We start from the raw sequence: 17,405 nt of genomic DNA on the forward strand, positions 1-17,405 counted from the left end.
CCAAATCCCAGCAAGGACCGCATGACCGATTCCCCCGCCTATCAGGTGCTCGCCCGGAAATACCGGCCCGAAACCTTTGCCGATCTTGTCGGTCAGGACGCGATGGTGCGCACGCTGAAAAACGCGTTCAAGGCCGACCGCATCGCGCAGGCCTTCATCATGACCGGCATTCGCGGCACTGGCAAAACCACCACCGCGCGGATCATCGCCAAGGGGATGAACTGCATCGGCACGGACGGAAACGGCGGCCCGACGACGGAACCTTGCGGGCAATGCGAACATTGCGTGGCCATCATGGAAGGCCGCCATGTCGATGTGATGGAAATGGACGCGGCATCGAATACCGGCGTCGCCAATATCCGCGAAATCATCGATTCCGTGCATTACCGGGCAGCCTCGGCGCGCTACAAGGTCTACATCATCGACGAAGTTCACATGCTGTCCACCGGCGCATTCAACGCGCTGTTGAAAACGCTGGAAGAGCCGCCCGAACACGTCAAGTTCATCTTCGCCACGACCGAGATCCGCAAAGTTCCCGTCACCGTCCTGTCACGCTGCCAGCGTTTCGATTTGCGCCGGATCGAACCCGAAACCCAGATCGCCCTGCTGCGCAAGATCGCCAGCGCCGAAAGCGCCGAGATCACCGACGAGGCGCTTGCCCTGATCACCCGCGCCGCCGAAGGCTCTGCCCGCGATGCCACCTCGCTGCTGGATCAGGCGATCAGCCACGGTGCTGGCGAGACCACCGCCGAGCAGGTCCGCGCCATGCTGGGGCTGGCCGATCGTGGCCGGGTGCTGGACCTTTATGACATGATCATGCGGGGCGATGCGGCGGGTGCCCTGACCGAACTCTCCGGCCAATATGCCGATGGGGCCGATCCGATGGCCGTGCTGCGCGATCTGGCCGAGATTACGCATTGGATCTCCGTGGTCAAGATCACGCCCGAGGCCGCCGAGGATCCCACGATTTCGCCCGACGAACGCAGCCGCGGCCTGCAGATGGCCGAGGCGCTGCCGATGCGCGCCATGACGCGAATGTGGCAGATGCTGCTCAAGGCGCTGGACGAGGTTGCCAGCGCGCCAAACGCGATGATGGCCGCCGAAATGGCGATCATCCGCCTGACCCATGTGGCGGAACTGCCCTCGCCCGAAGAATTGCTGCGCAAGTTGCAGGACACGCCCCCACCGCCGCCCAATGGACCATCGGGTGGTGGCGCGCCAACAGGCGGCACCACAGCTTCGACCCTACAAGCAACGCCCCAACACGCACGCGGATCAGCGCCCTCTTCCGGCGCAACCGCGCAGGGAGGCGCGCCCGCACAGGCCATCGCGCAGGATCACGCACTCGCGCGGTTCCCCACTTTCGAACATGTCCTGGACCTGATCCGCGCCAATCGCGACGTCAAGCTGCTGGTCGAGGTGGAAACCGGCCTGCGTCTCGCCGCCTACCAACCCGGCCGGATCGAATTTACGCCGACAGACAACGCCCCTGCCAACCTTGCCCAGAATCTGGGCAGCGCCCTGCAACGCTGGACGGGCAACCGCTGGGCGGTGTCGGTCGTGAACGGTGCCACGGCTGAAACCATTGCCGAGAAACGCGATGCCGCTGCATTGGCCCTCAAGATGCGCGCAATGGAACACCCGATGTGGCAAGCCGTCATCGCCGCCTTCCCCAAGGCCCGGATCACCACCATCCGCACCGCCGAAGACATTGCCGCCGAAGCAGGTGCCGAAGCCCTGCCCGAGGTCGAGGGCGAATGGGATCCGTTCGAGGACAACTGACCCTTCCCCACTTGTGACACTGCCCGGCAATGCGTATTTCAGGCACCAACCCGATAACAAAAGGATATTCAGATGTTCAAAGGCCTCGGAAATCTCGGTGACATGGCCGGGATGATGAAGAAAGCGCAGGAAATGCAGGGCAAGATGGCCCAGCTTCAGGAAGATATGCAGAATATCACCGTTACCGGAGAATCCGGCGCGGGTCTGGTCAAGGCAACCTGTTCGGCCAAGGGCGACCTGCGGGCGCTGGATATTGATCCGTCGATCTTCAATCCTGACGAAAAGGAAGTGGTCGAGGATCTGATCCTTGCCGCAATCAAGGACGCGCAGGCCAAAGCCAGCGAAAAGGCGCAGGACGAGATGGCCAAACTGACCGAAGGCATGGGCCTGCCCAAGGACATGAAACTGCCTTTCTGATCCGGCAACCGGCGGTGCCTCTCCGGACGCGCCGCCCTACCTGCAAGGGAAACCCCGCTTGTCCAGCACCCGCGATATCGACGCGCTGATCGTCCTGATGGCCAAGCTGCCAGGCCTCGGCCCCCGCTCGGCCCGCCGCGCGGTGCTGCACCTGATCCGCAAGCGCGCCTTGCAGATGACGCCGCTCGCCGATCTCATGCAAAACGTCGCCGCCTCCGCGCGGGAATGCGTGAACTGCGGCAATATCGGCACCGCCGACCTTTGTGACATCTGCACGTCAAACAAACGCGCCAACGGCCAGATCTGCGTGGTCGAGGATGTGGCCGACCTTTGGGCAATGGAACGATCAGGCGTCTTCAAGGGCCGTTATCATGTGCTCGGCGGCACGCTCTCCGCGCTTGACGCGGTCGGGCCCGAAGACCTGCGCATCCCCCGCCTCGCGGACCGGATTGATGACGAAGAGATCACCGAAGTCATTCTCGCACTCAACGCCACGGTCGAGGGCCAGACCACCGCACATTACATCGCCGACCAGATGGAACACCGGGTCACGCTGACCTCCCTGGCGCAGGGTGTCCCGATCGGCGGCGAACTGGACTACCTCGACGACGGTACGATCTCAGCCGCCCTGAACGCCCGCAAACCGATCTGATCATCCCCTTTTTTCGCGCCTTCTTCTTGGCAAAATACTCCGGGGAGCGCGAGGGGCTGGCCCCTCGCTCCTGCCCTGTCCACGCACGCGCCCCATAATGACAGGACCAAACAAAAAAGACCCGCAGGCGCTGGCCAACGGGTCCATTAAAATCGCATCAAAAACCGGATTACGGCTGCTCGTCATCCTCGCCGCTTTCCGGCAGGTTGAAGAAACTGTCCGCATCCAGGTACTCGCGGGAATCGCGCTTGTCCGCTTCGTCCTCATCCTCGTCCTCGTCACCCCGCGGGTCGGACAGGCTGAAGGTTTCCAGCCCTTCGATCGCCGTCGGGATCCGCGGCTCGGCGGGCTGGCCAAGGCTTTGTTCGGTGGACAGCAACTTGCGACGATCATCGTCCGACAATGCCGCCCCCTCGGCCTGCTTCTTGGCCGAGGCTTTCTGCACCGCTGCATCCAGCTCGGACTGTTTGCACAGCCCCAGCGCGACCGGGTCGATGGGCTGAATGTTCGCGATATTCCAATGCGTCCGTTCACGGATCGCCTGAATTGTCGGCTTGGTGGTGCCCACCAGCTTGGAAATCTGACCATCCGAAAGTTCGGGGTGGAATTTCACCAGCCACAGGATCGAGGCCGGACGATCCTGACGCTTTGACAGCGGCGTATAGCGCGGGCCACGGCGTTTTTCCTCATCGCGGGCGGCGGCGTTGAACTTCAGCTTCAGCCGGTTCAGCGGGTTTTTCTCAGCGTTGTCGATATCGTCCTGGGTCAGCTGATTGTTGGCGATGGGATCGAACCCCTTGACGCCTGTGGCCACGTCACCATCGGCAATGCCCTGAACCTCAAGCTCGTGCATGCCGACAAAATCGGCAATCTGTTTGAAGGTCAGCGTGGTATTGTCCACCAGCCAGACGGCGGTCGCCTTGGGATGCAGCAGTTTTGCCATCGGGTATCTCCTTACAAATCTTCCCCGATGCCTGCCTAGAGGCTGATCCGAGATCCGGACCGGTTACCATTGTCGGGGAACTTCGGGCCTATATAGTGGCGCAAGACGGAAGAGGAAAGAGAAAATGCGTTTGTTGGTATTGCTGTTTTTGATGAGTGCGGGACTGGCGCGCGCAGAGGGTGAACCATCAGGCAAATTCGACTATTACGTCCTGTCACTTAGCTGGTCGCCGACCTGGTGCGCGCTTGAAGGCGATGCGCGCAACTCTCCGCAATGCGATGCGCGGCGCGATTTCGGCTGGGTGCTGCACGGGCTTTGGCCGCAATATCACCGTGGCTGGCCGTCCTATTGCCGCACGCGGGAACGCGCGCCGTCGCGTCAACAGACAGCAGCGATGGCCGACATCATGGGGACAAGCGGGCTGGCCTGGCATCAGTGGAAAAAGCATGGCACCTGTTCCGGCCTCTCCGCGAAGGCCTATTTTGCCCTCTCCCGCAAGGCCTATGGCAGCATCACGCGGCCTGCGGTCTTTCGCAAACTCGATCAGCCCGTGAAAATTCCGGCCTTGGTCGTCGAAGAAGCGTTCCTGAAGGCCAACCCGACATTCGCGCCTGACATGGTCACCATCACCTGCCAGAGCGCGCGCATTCAGGAGGTGCGGATTTGTCTGTCGAAAGACCTTGACCCGGTGCCCTGTGGCAGCGACGTCCTGCGTGATTGCCGGATGACGGATGCTCTGCTGGACCCCGTGCGCTAGGAGGCTGGCGCAGCATCGTCCGCAGTGCTAACAGACCCCGGCAAACCGACCCGTTACGAGGCCCGAATGTCCAAGCTGATCCTTCATGTTGGCACCCACAAGACCGCCACAACCTCGATACAGAACATATTGGCCCTCAACCGAAAAATGCTTGCCAAGCATGGGTTTGTCTTTCCAAAACTGGGAACGGAAAGCGGCCAGCACGGGCTGGTGACCGACTGGATCACCCTGCCGCCGCAATACCAGTACGAAGAAGGCTCGGTCAGCGCGTGGAAGGCGCTGGTGCGCGACTATGCCAACACGGACAAGACGGTTTTCGTGTCCTCGGAAGAGTTTTCGCGCGGCGATCCGAAACAGCGCATCAACCTTGCCGACATCCGCGAACTGTGCTCGGAATTTGACGAGTTTCAGGTCATCTGCTGCATCCGCAACCAAGTGTCCTTTCTGCAATCCATCTACCTTCAGGTTGCCAAGTCAACCGTCGCCGTGCCGTGGGTCAGACTGTATGAACGCGCGCTGTCGCATCGCATGGCAACCGGCGTCCTGATGGATTTCAATTGGCTATACGGCCATCTGAAACGTGGTTTCGCCCCTGAAGAGATACGTTTCTTCGTTTACGAAAAGGCGATAAGACGGCCTGACGGGATCATTGGCGAAATCATGGATTTGGCGGGTTTCGGGCATCTGACCCCGCAACTGTCGGCGCTGAGCGCCGGGGACAGCAACGTGTCGCAAGATCCGCTGACGGCCTGGGCTTCGGCGCAGATTTCTATCAAGCAGTCCTCCAGCCGGAAACTTCTGAACCTCACCCGCAGCGTGCTGGAACAACATTTCCGCGAAGGCGTCAAGACCACCGTCTATTCCGAGGCAGAGGTCGCGCGGATGATCAGTTTTTTCGAACCGCTCAACACTGCGTTCGAAGAAGACATTCGCAAGACCGGCCATGATCTGAAAATCACATGGCCAAACACAGACCCCCATCTGGTGCATCGGAACCGGGTGCCGCCGGCGTTCTGGATCAAACTTGCGCGCAGGATGTATGACGAGAACCCGAAGCTGCACTAGCTTCGGAGAACTCGCAAATCGCGGCGGATTGTCCTAGTCGATTTTCAGAACGATCTTGCCGATATGGGTGCTGCCCTCCATGCGCGCATGGGCGTCCGCAGCCTGTTCCAGCGGGAATTCGGAATCCATCACCGGGGCGACTTTGCCAGCGTCCAGCAGCGGCCAGACCTGTTCGCGCAGCGCGTCTGCGATCCGCGCCTTGGCCAGATCCGACTGTGGCCGCAGGGTCGAACCGGTAATCGTCAATCTTCGCGTCATCACCTGCGCAAAGTTCAGCGCAACCTTCGGCCCGCTCAGAAAGGCGATCTGAACCAGTCGCCCATCATCCGCCAAAGCCTTGATATTGCGCGGGATATAGTCACCGCCCACCATATCGAGGATCAGGTTGGCCCCGCCCTCGGCGCGCAAAATCTCGACAAAATCCTCGTCGCGGTAGTTGATCGCCCGCTCCGCGCCCAAATCCGTACAGGCGGCGCATTTGTCGGCAGATCCGGCGGTGGCAAAGACACGGGCACCGAAATGCCCCGCCAATTGGATCGCCGTCGTCCCGATGCCGCTGGACCCGCCATGGATCAGAAACCGCTCGCCCGCTTGCAGGCCGCCGCGCATGAAGACGTTGGACCAGACGGTGAAGAAGGTTTCCGGCAGACAGGCGGCTTGTTTCAGATCCATCCCTTGCGGGACGGGCAGGCAATGCGCGGCAGGGGTCGCGACATATTCGGCATAACCACCGCCGGGCAACAGCGCGCATACCTTGTCGCCCACAGACGGCCAATCGACACCCGGCCCCACGGCGACAACCTCCCCCGCCGCTTCCAACCCCGGCAGGTCGCTCGCACCCGGAGGCGGCGCATAGGCCCCCGCGCGCTGCAAGGCATCCGGTCGGTTCACGCCCGCATAGGCAAGCTTCAGGACCACCTGCCCATGCGCCGCCTCCGGGCGTGGCCGTTCGACCAGCGTCAGCACTTCTGGCCCGCCGGGTTGTGAAATCTCGACTGCGCGCATTGTCTGTGTCATCTGGCTGGACCTTTTCCAATATCTTCTGGCCGCAGCCTAGCTTCTCTGCGCCGCTCGGCAAGCCCCGACATTCAATCGCTGTTGCGGAACTGGCTAGGGTCGCCCGGACCCACCCCAATGCCCCGGCAAATCACTGTCATGCCTGCGTGCTGGTGCCTTGATCTGACCCAACAACCAGTTTGGCCCTGCGAGCACCCCGCTGAGAAATTTGTTGTCGCGCACCTGCGCCTTGACCTTCTCGATCTGCATGACGTCGTCGATCCGCCGATCCAGAAACGCCCATGTCGCCTGATGGTCGGGCGAATCGTCGCCCAGCCAAAACAGCACGGCAGAGCCGTAAACCCCCGACAATGTCGCGCGCTTGGTGTACCAGTTCACATCGTCAGAGCTGTCGCCAAGCGTGTTCCAGATCAGATCGGCGGTGCCCCAGATCGCCTTGGCCCCGTCAGCGGCATGCATCGGCAGCGCGAACAGGGTTGTGCCACGGCGCACCGCCTCGCGATCCTCGGCCGCTTCCAGACGATACCGCACGGCAGCGGCGATTCGATCTCGAAACCGCATCCCGGACAGGTCCGCCGCCTTCAACCGCGCCACCATCTGCGCATCGCCGCGCCGGTGGAAGGCCAGCGCCAGATCCACCGCGCCGCGCGGGTAAAGCGCGCGCGCCATCACCGGGTCCATGTCGGTATCCGCAACAGCCGCGCGGAACGTCGTTTCTGTCCAGCCGTCAAACGCGACATGCGTCAGGGCCGCATCCAATAGCTGCTCTTGCGGGGAGTGTCCACTGTCGGTCATCGGTGCCTCCGTTCGGTCATCGGTAGTCTAGACAAGCTAGGGTGGCTTTGCTATAGGGCCACCTCCTGCAATCCACGCAACTCGAACTTAGAAAGGTGGTGAAAACCACATGCAGGTTAGTGTTCGCGACAACAATGTCGATCAGGCGCTTCGTGCCCTGAAAAAGAAGCTGCAACGCGAAGGCGTTTTTCGTGAAATGAAGCTCAAGCAACATTTCGAGAAACCGTCCGTCAAAAAAGCGCGTGAGCAAGCTGAAGCGATCCGGCGGGCCCGCAAACTGGCACGCAAAAAAGCACAGCGCGAAGGGATGATGTAAATCACTTTGCCCGAGGGTCGTTGATGACCTTCAAGCTTACGACCAGAATGACGACCCCCGCGGCACCTGCCCGGGGGTTTGTCGTTTTCGGGATGTATTGCGACGATCGGGCCGCAACATTCCTGCAACGCCAACGGGTTTCGGGAAGACTGCGCTGTCAGCGGGCTGGCGGTGTCCGACGTCCCACCCGGCGCAAGCCGCCTAGACCGGCAGGGCATTGGTTTTGAACACGGTGCGCAGGGCAAAGGAAGATTGCATCTGCGCGACCCCCGGCAGCCGCGCCAGGTGCTGCCGGTGGATGCGGGCGAAATCATCGGTGTCTTCGGCCACGACCTTGAGGATATAATCCGCCGTCCCTGCCATAAGGTGACATTCCTGCACATCCGGAATGCGGCTGACAGCTTTCTCGAATGCGTCAAAAATCTCATCCGACTGGCTTTGCAGGGTGATTTCCACAAAAACGGTTGTCGAGATGCCCAGCTTGCGCGGTTCCAGCAGCGCCACATACTCGTGGATAATGCCGCAGGCTTCCAATCGCTGCACCCGCCTGTGACACGCCGAGGCCGACAGGTTTATCTCTTCCGACAGATCCGCATTCGAGATTCTGCCCCTGCGCTGAAGTACCCTGAGGATCCGTCGGTCCGTCTCATCCAATGTCATTATTCACGATGTCTTTCAGAAGGCAGCAGATTGCCGAAGGTTATTCGATACAATAGTGGTTTTACGAGCTATTTCTAAAAGCAGTTGCGGCAGGTCTGCGCGATCCTCCGCGATAATGGACCAGGAGGAGAGATCGTCGTGAAAATCGGATGCCCAACAGAGATCAAGCCGCAGGAATTTCGGGTTGGCGTCACGCCCAACGCCGCACATGAGGCCGTGCAACACGGGCACGAGATGCTGATACAGGCGGGTGCGGGCACCGGCGCGGGCTTTACCGACGAGGATTACATCGCCGCCGGAGCGCGGATCATCGAAACCGCCGAAGAGGTCTATGCCAGCGCCGACATGATCGTGAAGGTCAAGGAACCGCAAGCGGCAGAGCGCAAGATGCTGCGCGAAGGTCAGGTGCTGTTCGCCTATCTGCATCTTGCCCCCGATCCCGAACAGACGAAGGATCTGATGGCGTCCGGCGCGACCTGCATCGCCTATGAAACCGTGACCGACAGCCGTGGCGGCCTTCCCCTGCTGGCACCGATGTCCGAGGTGGCCGGACGGCTGGCCCCGCAAAGCGGCTCATGGGCCTTGCAAAAGGCCAATGGCGGCAGCGGCGTGCTGTTGGGCGGCGTTCCCGGTGTGCGCCCGGCCAATGTGGTGATCGTGGGTGGCGGCGTTGTGGGGACGGCCGCGGCGCGCGTGGCCGCCGGTATGGGCGCGAATGTCACCGTGCTCGACCGATCCATTCCGCGCCTGTCCTATCTTGACGATGTGTTCATGGGACGCCTGACCACACAATATTCCGACCAGCATTCGCTGACGACGCTTCTGCCGCGCGCCGACATGGTCATTGGTGCCGTGTTGATCCCCGGTGCCGCAGCCCCCAAACTGATCTCGCGCGAGCAGCTATCGCTGATGCAGCCCGGTTCGGTGCTGGTGGATGTGGCGATTGATCAGGGGGGGTGTTTCGAAACGTCGAAGGCGACCACCCATCAGGATCCGATCTATGATGTTGACGGCATCATTCACTACTGCGTCGCCAATATGCCGGGCGCGGTTGCGCGCACCTCGACCATCGCATTGGGCAATGCCACGATGCCTTTCATGCTGGCGCTTGCCGACAAGGGCTGGCAGCAAGCCTGCGCCGATGACCCGCATCTGCTTGACGGGTTGAACGTGCATGCGGGCAAGCTGACCTATTATGCCGTGGGCCGCGCGCTTGGCATCGACGTGACAGCACCGCAAGTCATCCTGAAACAGACGGGCTGAACCCTCCTGCCAGGCACCGCGCCTGCACATCGCGGGCGCGGTCCGCGGTCCCGAACCGTGTCAAAGCACGACGATACCGCTATGCTTGGCCTTGTGTTCAGGCTCGACATGGATGGTGACAACGCAATCGGGCACTCGCTCCAGCAGGCCCGCTTCGATCCGGTCGCAGATGACATGTGCATCGTCTACCGACATTGCGCCATCCACAACCAGATGAAACTCGATAAATGTCGCCGTCCCGGCCTGACGGGTGCGCAGGTCATGCGCCTCGACGGCGCCTTCGGCCTGATCCGAGATCACCTCGCGCAGCTCCGCCAGGATGTCCTCGGGCAGGCTTTCGTCCAGCAATCCGCTGAGCGAGGCGGCGATGACATGCCAGCCGGACCACAGGATGTTCAGCGCCACCAGCGCCGCCACCGCAGGATCGATCCATGGCACACCCGTCATGATCGCTATCAGCACACCAAAGGTCACCCCGACCGAGCTGACAACATCCGACAACAGGTGCCGCCCGTCAGCGGCCAGCGCGGGCGAGCGTTCCGTGCGGGCCGTGCGCAGCAGGATCCAGCACCACACGCCATTTATGACACTGGCAAAAAGGTTCACCGCCACACCCGACAGGGGCGCTTCAAGGGGATGCGGATTGGCAAAGCTTTGCCACGCCTCGTGCAGGATCAAAAGCGCCGCGATGACGATCATCACGCCTTCCAGAACGGCGCTGAAATACTCGGCCTTGTGATGCCCGTAGGGATGGGTGGCATCGGCAGGCTGCGCCGCCACACGGATCGCCATCAGCGCGGCGATGGCCGTGGCCACGTTGACGATGCTTTCCATCGCATCGGAATACAGCGCAACAGAATCGGTCATCCACCAGGCCAGCGCCTTGATGCCCAACACCAGGATGCCCACGAACAGGCTGCCCCAGGCGATCTTCATCGTCTTTGTCACGAATGCACCCCCGGCCTTGCGTGCCGCCTGATAGCCTGTGCACATCGGGGCAGCAAGCATTGCAGCGCAATTGATAATGTCTCGCATTTTCAATTACTTCAGATCGCGCAACGAAAAAGGCCCGCCGCTGCTGCGACGGGCCTCTGGCTGTCACGCCCGATCGGTTCAGGCGGATTTCTTCAGCGAGTCGCGGATTTCGATGAGGATATCCAACTCCGACGGGCCGGTATCGACCTCGGGGGCCACATCATCGGGCTTTTCTGCAATCGCCTTGGCCCGGTTGACCATCTTGACCAGCATGAACACGACCCAGGCTATGATCAGAAAGTTGATGACGGCCATGATGAAAGACCCATAGGCAAAGACCGACGCCCCGGCTTCGCGGGCGGCTTCAAGGCTTGCACCCGCGGGGACTTCGCCCGACAGCACGGCGTATTTGTTGGTGAAATCGATGCCGCCCGTGAACAGGCCGATGATCGGGTTGATCAGATCGCCAACCAATGATGACACGATCGCGGTAAATGCCGCGCCGATGATGATACCCACGGCCATGTCCATGACATTGCCCTTGGCGATGAAATCCTTGAATTCTTGTACCATTCGGTTCCCTCCAGACGATTACTCTCACGGGTTAAGTGCGTTAAAAAACATAGTGGTTCCGGATTCGCACAAAACTGCACCTTTGCATACGGGGAAAAAGAGTTACGGTCCGACCGCAAAGCACAAACACGAAAGAACATCATGGCCGACCTGTCGAATCATCTCATCAGCCGCCGCTGGCCTGCGCAACATCCCGAGCGTATCCAGCTATATTCCTTCCCCACGCCCAACGGGGTCAAGATCTCGATCGCGCTGGAGGAAATGGGCCTGCCCTATGAGGCGCACACAGTCACCCTTGCGGATGCGGATGTCAAAAGCCCGGAATTCCTGTCGGTCAACCCGAACAACAAGATCCCGGCGATCATTGATCCCGACGGGCCGGACGGCACGCCTTTGGCCCTGTTCGAAAGCGGGGCGATCCTGATCTATCTGGCCGAAAAAACGTCAAAGTTTCTTGGCAGCACTGCCGCCGAGCGTGCCAAGATCGTGCAATGGCTGATGTGGCAGATGGGCGGGCTTGGCCCGATGTTCGGCCAGATGGGCCATTTCCATTCCGGTCCGGGCAAGGAGGTCAAAGATCCCTATCCCGCCAAACGCTATCTGGACGAAGCGCGCCGGCTGATGGCGGTGTTTGAAAAGCACATGTCGGACGGGCGCGACTGGGTGGCGGGGGATTATTCCATCGCGGATATGGCCATTGGCCCCTGGCTGCGTGCGCCGGACTTTTATGGCACGCAAGACCTTTTGGCATGGGACGACCACCCAAATCTAAAGGCCTATCTGGAGCGGTTCACAGCGCGCCCTGCCGTTCAGGTTGGCCTGGTGACACCGGCCCGCGACTGACGGGCTCTGCCTTCCGGCGCGTTCTTGGTGCCGGAAGGCGTGTTGCAGGACGTCATCCGCTCAGGCGGGCAGCTTGCCCGTCAGGACGTAGCGCAGGATCTGCGCCACTTCGGAAGGTGTGCGGGTCACGGCCAGCGCGGCGGCATCCACCTCTTTCAAAGCATGATCGTGGTCGGGCTGTTGCAGGATGATCAGCGATTTGCCAAGCGCCGAGGCAACGCCAGCGTCAAACGCCGCATTCCACTGTTTGTATTTCTCGCCAAAGCGCACGACGACGACATCCGCCTCTTCGATCCCCTTGCGGGTGCGGATCGCGTTGACCATCGCGCCCTTGCGGTCGTGCCAGAACTTGTTCGGCTCTGCCCCAAGGATCGCCACGCCGCAATCGTCAGAGGCTTCGTGATCCGTCACCGGGGCGTCGAACGCGATGTCCAGCCCATCGCAGGCCTCGATGATCTCTTCGCGCCAGCTGGTGTGGATTTCACCGGATAGATACACTCTCAACATCATCTTCTCCTTCATATCGCACAGCGGTGGCTTAGCCGCGCAGGCTGCCACCCGTGGCTTTGGTGACTTTCTCGACGATCTTCGCGCTGACGGCCTCGATGTCCTTTTCCTTGAGCGTGGCACCGCTGGGTTGCAGGCGCACCGTGATGGCCAGCGATTTCTTGCCCTCGCCCAGACTGCCGCCGATGAACTGATCGAAGACCCGCACATCCTGAATAAGCGCCTTGTCGGCACCGGCGGCGGCATTGACCAAGGCCAGCGCATCGACCTCTGCATCGACGACGAAGGCAAAGTCACGCTCGACCGATTGCAGGTCGTTCAACACCAGCGCCGCACGGGTCGAGATCTGCTTGCGCGGCAGCGGAATTTCCGCAGGCCAAAGCGTGAAGCCCACCGCTGGTCCTTTCACATCCATCTCGCGCAACACGCGGGGATGGATCTCGCCGAAGATGCCCATCACCTTTTTCGGGCCCAGACAGATCTTGCCATGCCGACCCGGATGCCACCAGTCCGAAGCGCCGCGCAGGATCTGCACCTTGGCAGGCGCGCCCATCGCGGTCAGCACCGCCTCTGCATCGGCTTTGGCGTCATACAGGTCCACGGGCCGCGATGCACCATGCACATCCTTCGGCCCCGTCCGCCCGACCAGCAGGCCCGAGACCAGCATATGCTGCTCGCCCGGCTCTCCGCCGTGAAAGGCGGCCCCCACTTCGAACAGCGCGCAATCCGCCTGTCCGCGCGCCTGATTGCGCGCCGCCGCCTGCAAGAGACCGGGCAAAAGCGCCGGACGCATATGGCTGAGTTCCGAACTGATCGGGTTGGCCAGCATCGTCGCATCATCGCCGCCCGCAAACAGCGCCGCTGTCTTGGCGTCGATGAAACTGTAGGTCACGCATTCATTATACCCCAGCGCCGCCGTCGTGCGCCGTGCGGCCTGTTCGCGTTTCTGCATCGGGGACAGAACCGGTTTCGGCACGCCGGGTACGCGCGGCAAAGGCTTGCCCTGCAACTTGGTCAGGGAGGCGATGCGCGCCACTTCCTCGACCAGATCGGCCTCGCCCATCACATCGGGGCGCCAGCTTGGCACATGGGCCATGTTGCCCTCCAGCCGGAAACCAAGCGCCGTCAGCGTCTGGCGCTGCTCGCTTTCGGGAATGTCCATCCCGACCAGCGACCGCACCCGTGCCGGATCCAGCTTGAAGGCGCGTTTCCAGTCGGGCATATGCCCCGCCACCACGACCTTGGACGCCTCACCGCCCGCATGATCCAGAATCATCCGCGTCGCGTGTTCGATGCCTTCGGGCGTCCATTCCGGATCAATCCCGCGCTCGAACCGGTAGCGCGCGTCAGAGTTGATCTTCAGCGCGCGCCCCGTATAGGCGGTGCGGACCGGATCGAAATACGCGGCCTCAAGGAACACGTTCACCGTATCCTCGGTCACACCCGTTTGCGCACCGCCCATGATCCCGCCCAGGCTTTGCGCCCCCGCATCGTCGGAGATCACCACCATCCCCGGCTCAAGCCGGTAGGTCTTGTCATCCAGCGCCGCCAGTTCCTCGCCACCCGCCGCAAGATGCACCCGCAGGTTGCCGGACACCTTGTCGGCGTCGAACACATGCAGCGGGCGGTTGCGGTCATAGGTGAAGAAATTCGTCACATCGACGAGGAAACTGATCGGCCGCAACCCGATGGCGCGCAGCTGATCCTGCAACCAATCCGGGCTGGGGCCGTTCTTGACCCCCCGGATCATCCGGCCGAAAAACACCGGGCAACCGTCGCGCGCGTCCTCGTCAATCGAAACGCTGATGGACGAGGCAAACTCGCCCTCGATCCCGTCGCAATCGCGCGGCTTCATCTTGCCCAGACCCCGCGCCGCCAGATCGCGCGCAATGCCGCGCACGCCCAACGCGTCGGGCCGGTTCGGCGTGATCGCAATCTCGATCACCGGATCGACCCTGGCGGGGTCATTCGCGGCCAGCCAGTCCACGAACAGCTCGCCCACCTCGCCCGAAGGCAGCTCGATGATGCCGTCGTGATCCTCGCCCAGTTGCAATTCGCGCATCGAGGCCATCATCCCGTGGCTTTCCACGCCGCGAATATTTCCGACGCTCAGCGTGGTGTCGATGCCGGGGACATAATCGCCGGGCTTGCACAGCACCACGGTGATCCCTTCACGCGCATTGGGTGCTCCGCACACGATCTGCTTGTCGCCCTCATTCGTCGCGACATTGCACACGCGCAGGCGGTCCGCATCGGGATGCTGTTCGGCATGGGTCACTTTGGCCAGGGTAAAGGTCCGAAGGGCGTCGGCGGGGTTTTCGACCCCCTCGACCTCCAGCCCGAGATCGGTCAGCGCATCGGTGATTTCCTCCACCGATGCAGAGGTGTCGAGGTGGGATTTCAGCCAGGAGAGCGTGAATTTCATGGGTCGTCCGCCGCTTGTTTGCCTTTGCCGCCGTCCTTAGCCGAAAGGGGCGAGAGGGGAAAGACCCCGGCGCTACTCGGCCTCCATGCGGCGGGCCAGTTGATCGACCTTGCCCATGCGCCACAGCTTGACCTCGCGCATCAGGCGCAGGCTGGGTTTGCAGAGAAAACAGAAAGAGCCGACGATGAACAGCCAGATCGCGGGCGTCTTCATGCTCTCCCACAGAAACAGGACAGAGCCGATGGTAAAGCTGATCGCGGCGGCAAAATCGACCAGCGTATGCGCCAGCTCATAGGCCGCATAAACGCGCTGAGTCTCTGCGGTACGGGTGCGGTTGGAATGTCGGAAAAGCTGCATGGGGCGCCTCGCTTTGCAGTGTCGGGAATATCCGGCCTAACGTAGCAAGCACGGGCAAAGTTTCCGAGGCCCGTCTTTCCCCAGCGCTCACCGCCGCACGCAAGCCGCGCAAGGGCCAGTCCGCGGGGTGGCGCCGAAACATCTGTTCTGCACGCTTTATGCCGCCAAGTCCGAACACCTTCACAGTGATGCGCAAACCTCACCAAAGCGCCAGCCCGTCCGGGCGGACTGGCCCTAGCGCGGCGCCCTCCGGGCTTGATTCCGCGCTGTTGGATGGCAAGAATGCCCCATCGGATTTGGAGCTCTTGGAAAAGACGAAACCTAACGTCGCAATTTGATATGCGGGGTCAAAATTTGCCTTATCAATTCAACTGCGTTTAGTTGCTTCATGCCAAGTGGGTCGTCTTTCTCGCTGTAACTTCCCCACATATCTCGTCTCAGACTTTGGTAGAACTTCTTATTCTCTTTGTCTTCGTCGCGATACATTTCTGGTTCTTCTGCCAACATTTCTATCGCGATGATAGTTTGACGTCGAACTTCAAAAAGGACCTCCACTGCTTCGTTCAGTGTTTCATCATCCATAATTGCAGTTGTAAGAAGCTGAGACTTTCTTAGTCGCTCGAAATGAAAGGCCGCATCTCTGAACCGCTTTAGTCTTTGCTCGTAGGGGTAGAGCTTGTTGTCTTTTTCTTCTATTGGGATGCGATCGAAACGGCTTCGTAGGCTTTTTAAAGTATCCGAAACCTCCATGGAACTCACCAAGAGTTCGAGCGAAACTTCGAAAATCTTCGTTTCGTGACGCTCATCCCGCCACGTCGATAGCTGTCGATAGGCTACCCTTACGCCCGCAACGACAGCGAACGCGGTCACCAGTTGTGCGATGCTGGCGATCCCTTCAAATATCGCATTGCTGCTCACACATTCACCTACTCAACCCACCCCGCAGGGTCGGGACGTCCAGCGATGCAAACCCGTAATGCCGAAGCCAGCGCAGGTCGGAATCGAAGAAGGCGCGCAGGTCGGGGATGCCGTATTTCAGCATCGCGATCCGGTCGATGCCCATGCCGAACGCAAAGCCCTGCCATTCGGCCGGATCAACGCCCGCCGCTGTCAGCACCTTGGGGTGGACCATGCCGGAGCCCAGAACCTCCAGCCAACCATCGCCCTGCCCGATCTTGAGCTGCCCGTCTTCCCATGAACACTGAATATCAACCTCGGCGGACGGCTCGGTGAACGGGAAATGCGAGGCGCGGAAGCGGGTCTTGATGCCGTCCACCTCGAAGAAAGCCGAGAAAAACTCTTCCAGCACCCATTTCAGGTTCGCCATTGAAATGTCCCGGTCGATCGCCAACCCCTCGACCTGATGGAACATCGGCGTGTGCGTCTGGTCGTAATCGGCGCGGTACACCCGGCCCGGCGCGATGATCCGGCACGGTGCGCCATGCTTTTCCATATGCCGGATCTGCACCGGCGAGGTATGGGTGCGCAGCACATGCGGCGGGCGGTCGTCGCCGTCGGCGCGGTGCATGTAGAACGTGTCCATCTCGGCCCGAGCGGGGTGATGGCCGGGGATGTTCAGCGCGTCGAAATTATACCAATCCGTGTCGATCTGCGGCCCTTCGGCAACGGAAAATCCCATCTCGGCAAGGATCGCGGTCACCTCTTCCGTCACCTGACTGATCGGGTGAATCGTGCCCTGACGTGCCCCCCGCGCGGGCAGCGTCACGTCCAGCCACTCGGTCCGCAGACGTTCGTCCAGCGCGGCATCGCCCAACGCGGCTTTCTTGGCGGCAAGGGCCGCGTTGATCTCGTCCTTCAGCGCGTTCAGCGCGGGGCCGGCGACCTGCCGTTCCTCGGGCGTCATCTTGCCAAGCTCGCGCATCTTCAGCGCCACTTCGCCCTTTTTGCCCACGGCCGTCAGGCGGATTTCCTCAAGCGAGGATTCATCGCCCGCTTCGGCAATCAGGTTCAGGTATTTTGATTTCAGATCGTCCATTGCCGCACCCCGGAATTGATTGGCATCCTGCTATCACAAGAGGCCGTGAATTCAAGACCGGG

General features: G+C 61.2%; 19 protein-coding genes. 8 read left to right on the forward strand and 11 right to left on the reverse strand.

What is annotated here, in order from left to right:
• Positions 1-21 precede the first annotated feature (21 nt).
• The 3 genes from DMZ65_RS10965 (at position 22) to recR (ending at position 2,851) form a co-directional block, all read left to right on the forward strand.
• Positions 22-1,782, forward strand: coding sequence for a DNA polymerase III subunit gamma/tau (locus DMZ65_RS10965; RefSeq protein ID WP_198662676.1), 1,761 nt, complete (start codon positions 22-24; stop codon positions 1,780-1,782).
• Positions 1,783-1,854: 72 nt separating this feature from the next.
• Entirely contained in the window at positions 1,855-2,199 is a 345-nt protein-coding gene (locus tag DMZ65_RS10970) for a YbaB/EbfC family nucleoid-associated protein (protein ID WP_084352978.1), read from the forward strand.
• A 58-nt stretch (positions 2,200-2,257) separates the two neighbouring features.
• The gene (recR, locus tag DMZ65_RS10975; protein ID WP_116598948.1) at positions 2,258-2,851 is read left to right on the forward strand and encodes a recombination mediator RecR; all 594 of its coding nucleotides are present in this window, start codon (positions 2,258-2,260) and stop codon (positions 2,849-2,851) included.
• Positions 2,852-3,020: 169 nt separating this feature from the next.
• Here the strand turns inward: recR and DMZ65_RS10980 are convergent, their stop codons facing one another.
• Positions 3,021-3,794 (reverse strand): DUF1013 domain-containing protein, encoded by a 774-nt coding sequence (locus DMZ65_RS10980; protein WP_084352976.1) that lies wholly within the window; start codon positions 3,792-3,794, stop codon positions 3,021-3,023.
• A gap of 124 nt (positions 3,795-3,918) precedes the next feature.
• On the opposite strand from DMZ65_RS10980, the gene DMZ65_RS10985 reads away from it, so the two are divergent.
• Complete coding sequence (locus DMZ65_RS10985; RefSeq protein ID WP_116598949.1) at positions 3,919-4,551, forward strand: ribonuclease T2 family protein; 633 nt, start codon at positions 3,919-3,921, stop codon at positions 4,549-4,551.
• A 66-nt stretch (positions 4,552-4,617) separates the two neighbouring features.
• Complete coding sequence (locus DMZ65_RS10990; RefSeq protein WP_116598950.1) at positions 4,618-5,616, forward strand: hypothetical protein; 999 nt, start codon at positions 4,618-4,620, stop codon at positions 5,614-5,616.
• 33 nt (positions 5,617-5,649) lie between these two features.
• Here DMZ65_RS10990 and DMZ65_RS10995 read toward each other — a convergent pair whose 3' ends face one another.
• Both DMZ65_RS10995 and DMZ65_RS11000 read right to left on the reverse strand, forming a co-directional pair.
• Entirely contained in the window at positions 5,650-6,633 is a 984-nt protein-coding gene (locus tag DMZ65_RS10995; protein ID WP_116598951.1) for an NAD(P)H-quinone oxidoreductase, read from the reverse strand.
• 93 nt (positions 6,634-6,726) lie between these two features.
• Complete coding sequence (locus DMZ65_RS11000) at positions 6,727-7,428, reverse strand: COQ9 family protein (protein WP_116598952.1); 702 nt, start codon at positions 7,426-7,428, stop codon at positions 6,727-6,729.
• Between the two features lie 109 nt (positions 7,429-7,537).
• Here DMZ65_RS11000 and rpsU point away from each other — a divergent pair, with 109 nt between their 5' ends.
• On the forward strand, positions 7,538-7,744 hold the full coding sequence (rpsU, locus tag DMZ65_RS11005) for a 30S ribosomal protein S21 (protein WP_116598953.1): 207 nt from the start codon (positions 7,538-7,540) through the stop codon (positions 7,742-7,744).
• Between the two features lie 201 nt (positions 7,745-7,945).
• Here the strand turns inward: rpsU and DMZ65_RS11010 are convergent, their stop codons facing one another.
• Positions 7,946-8,404 (reverse strand): Lrp/AsnC family transcriptional regulator, encoded by a 459-nt coding sequence (locus tag DMZ65_RS11010; protein WP_116598954.1) that lies wholly within the window; start codon positions 8,402-8,404, stop codon positions 7,946-7,948.
• 138 nt (positions 8,405-8,542) lie between these two features.
• Between DMZ65_RS11010 and ald the strand changes: the two genes are divergently transcribed.
• A complete protein-coding gene (gene ald, locus DMZ65_RS11015) occupies positions 8,543-9,667 on the forward strand; it encodes an alanine dehydrogenase (protein WP_116599014.1) in 1,125 nt (374 codons plus the stop codon).
• A gap of 60 nt (positions 9,668-9,727) precedes the next feature.
• Here ald and DMZ65_RS11020 read toward each other — a convergent pair whose 3' ends face one another.
• Both DMZ65_RS11020 and mscL read right to left on the reverse strand, forming a co-directional pair.
• On the reverse strand, positions 9,728-10,615 hold the full coding sequence (locus DMZ65_RS11020; protein WP_116599015.1) for a cation diffusion facilitator family transporter: 888 nt from the start codon (positions 10,613-10,615) through the stop codon (positions 9,728-9,730).
• Between the two features lie 165 nt (positions 10,616-10,780).
• Positions 10,781-11,215, reverse strand: coding sequence for a large conductance mechanosensitive channel protein MscL (gene mscL, locus DMZ65_RS11025; protein ID WP_116598955.1), 435 nt, complete (start codon positions 11,213-11,215; stop codon positions 10,781-10,783).
• 141 nt (positions 11,216-11,356) lie between these two features.
• On the opposite strand from mscL, the gene DMZ65_RS11030 reads away from it, so the two are divergent.
• A complete protein-coding gene (locus DMZ65_RS11030; RefSeq protein WP_116598956.1) occupies positions 11,357-12,058 on the forward strand; it encodes a glutathione S-transferase family protein in 702 nt (233 codons plus the stop codon).
• 60 nt (positions 12,059-12,118) lie between these two features.
• Here the strand turns inward: DMZ65_RS11030 and DMZ65_RS11035 are convergent, their stop codons facing one another.
• The 5 genes from DMZ65_RS11035 to pheS all read right to left on the reverse strand — a co-directional run bounded on the left by DMZ65_RS11035 (position 12,119) and on the right by pheS (position 17,343).
• On the reverse strand, positions 12,119-12,565 hold the full coding sequence (locus DMZ65_RS11035) for a YtoQ family protein (RefSeq protein ID WP_116599016.1): 447 nt from the start codon (positions 12,563-12,565) through the stop codon (positions 12,119-12,121).
• Positions 12,566-12,596: 31 nt separating this feature from the next.
• On the reverse strand, positions 12,597-14,990 hold the full coding sequence (gene pheT, locus DMZ65_RS11040; RefSeq protein WP_116598957.1) for a phenylalanine--tRNA ligase subunit beta: 2,394 nt from the start codon (positions 14,988-14,990) through the stop codon (positions 12,597-12,599).
• A 72-nt stretch (positions 14,991-15,062) separates the two neighbouring features.
• Positions 15,063-15,347, reverse strand: coding sequence for a YrhK family protein (locus tag DMZ65_RS11045; RefSeq protein WP_116598958.1), 285 nt, complete (start codon positions 15,345-15,347; stop codon positions 15,063-15,065).
• 321 nt (positions 15,348-15,668) lie between these two features.
• Entirely contained in the window at positions 15,669-16,265 is a 597-nt protein-coding gene (locus DMZ65_RS11050) for a hypothetical protein (RefSeq protein ID WP_116598959.1), read from the reverse strand.
• Positions 16,266-16,269: 4 nt separating this feature from the next.
• On the reverse strand, positions 16,270-17,343 hold the full coding sequence (gene pheS, locus DMZ65_RS11055) for a phenylalanine--tRNA ligase subunit alpha (protein ID WP_116598960.1): 1,074 nt from the start codon (positions 17,341-17,343) through the stop codon (positions 16,270-16,272).
• Positions 17,344-17,405 lie beyond the last annotated feature (62 nt).

Source organism: Primorskyibacter marinus (genome assembly GCF_003313245.1).
GTDB classification, from domain to species: Bacteria; Pseudomonadota; Alphaproteobacteria; order Rhodobacterales; family Rhodobacteraceae; genus Primorskyibacter; species Primorskyibacter marinus.

What these genes read in the sequence shown, in the direction of transcription:
- DMZ65_RS10980 (WP_084352976.1), bottom strand. Translation starts at nt 3,794, where the DNA reads ATGGCAAAACTGCTGCATCCCAAGGCGACCGCCGTCTGGCTGGTGGAC.
- pheT (WP_116598957.1), bottom strand. Translation starts at nt 14,990, where the DNA reads ATGAAATTCACGCTCTCCTGGCTGAAATCCCACCTCGACACCTCTGCA.
- DMZ65_RS10970 (WP_084352978.1), top strand. Translation starts at nt 1,855, where the DNA reads ATGTTCAAAGGCCTCGGAAATCTCGGTGACATGGCCGGGATGATGAAG.
- mscL (WP_116598955.1), bottom strand. Translation starts at nt 11,215, where the DNA reads ATGGTACAAGAATTCAAGGATTTCATCGCCAAGGGCAATGTCATGGAC.
- rpsU (WP_116598953.1), top strand. Translation starts at nt 7,538, where the DNA reads ATGCAGGTTAGTGTTCGCGACAACAATGTCGATCAGGCGCTTCGTGCC.
- DMZ65_RS11030 (WP_116598956.1), top strand. Translation starts at nt 11,357, where the DNA reads ATGGCCGACCTGTCGAATCATCTCATCAGCCGCCGCTGGCCTGCGCAA.
- DMZ65_RS10985 (WP_116598949.1), top strand. Translation starts at nt 3,919, where the DNA reads ATGCGTTTGTTGGTATTGCTGTTTTTGATGAGTGCGGGACTGGCGCGC.
- DMZ65_RS11035 (WP_116599016.1), bottom strand. Translation starts at nt 12,565, where the DNA reads ATGTTGAGAGTGTATCTATCCGGTGAAATCCACACCAGCTGGCGCGAA.
- pheS (WP_116598960.1), bottom strand. Translation starts at nt 17,343, where the DNA reads ATGGACGATCTGAAATCAAAATACCTGAACCTGATTGCCGAAGCGGGC.
- DMZ65_RS10990 (WP_116598950.1), top strand. Translation starts at nt 4,618, where the DNA reads ATGTCCAAGCTGATCCTTCATGTTGGCACCCACAAGACCGCCACAACC.
- DMZ65_RS10995 (WP_116598951.1), bottom strand. Translation starts at nt 6,633, where the DNA reads ATGACACAGACAATGCGCGCAGTCGAGATTTCACAACCCGGCGGGCCA.
- DMZ65_RS11000 (WP_116598952.1), bottom strand. Translation starts at nt 7,428, where the DNA reads ATGACCGACAGTGGACACTCCCCGCAAGAGCAGCTATTGGATGCGGCC.
- DMZ65_RS11010 (WP_116598954.1), bottom strand. Translation starts at nt 8,404, where the DNA reads ATGACATTGGATGAGACGGACCGACGGATCCTCAGGGTACTTCAGCGC.
- DMZ65_RS11045 (WP_116598958.1), bottom strand. Translation starts at nt 15,347, where the DNA reads ATGCAGCTTTTCCGACATTCCAACCGCACCCGTACCGCAGAGACTCAG.
- DMZ65_RS10965 (WP_198662676.1), top strand. Translation starts at nt 22, where the DNA reads ATGACCGATTCCCCCGCCTATCAGGTGCTCGCCCGGAAATACCGGCCC.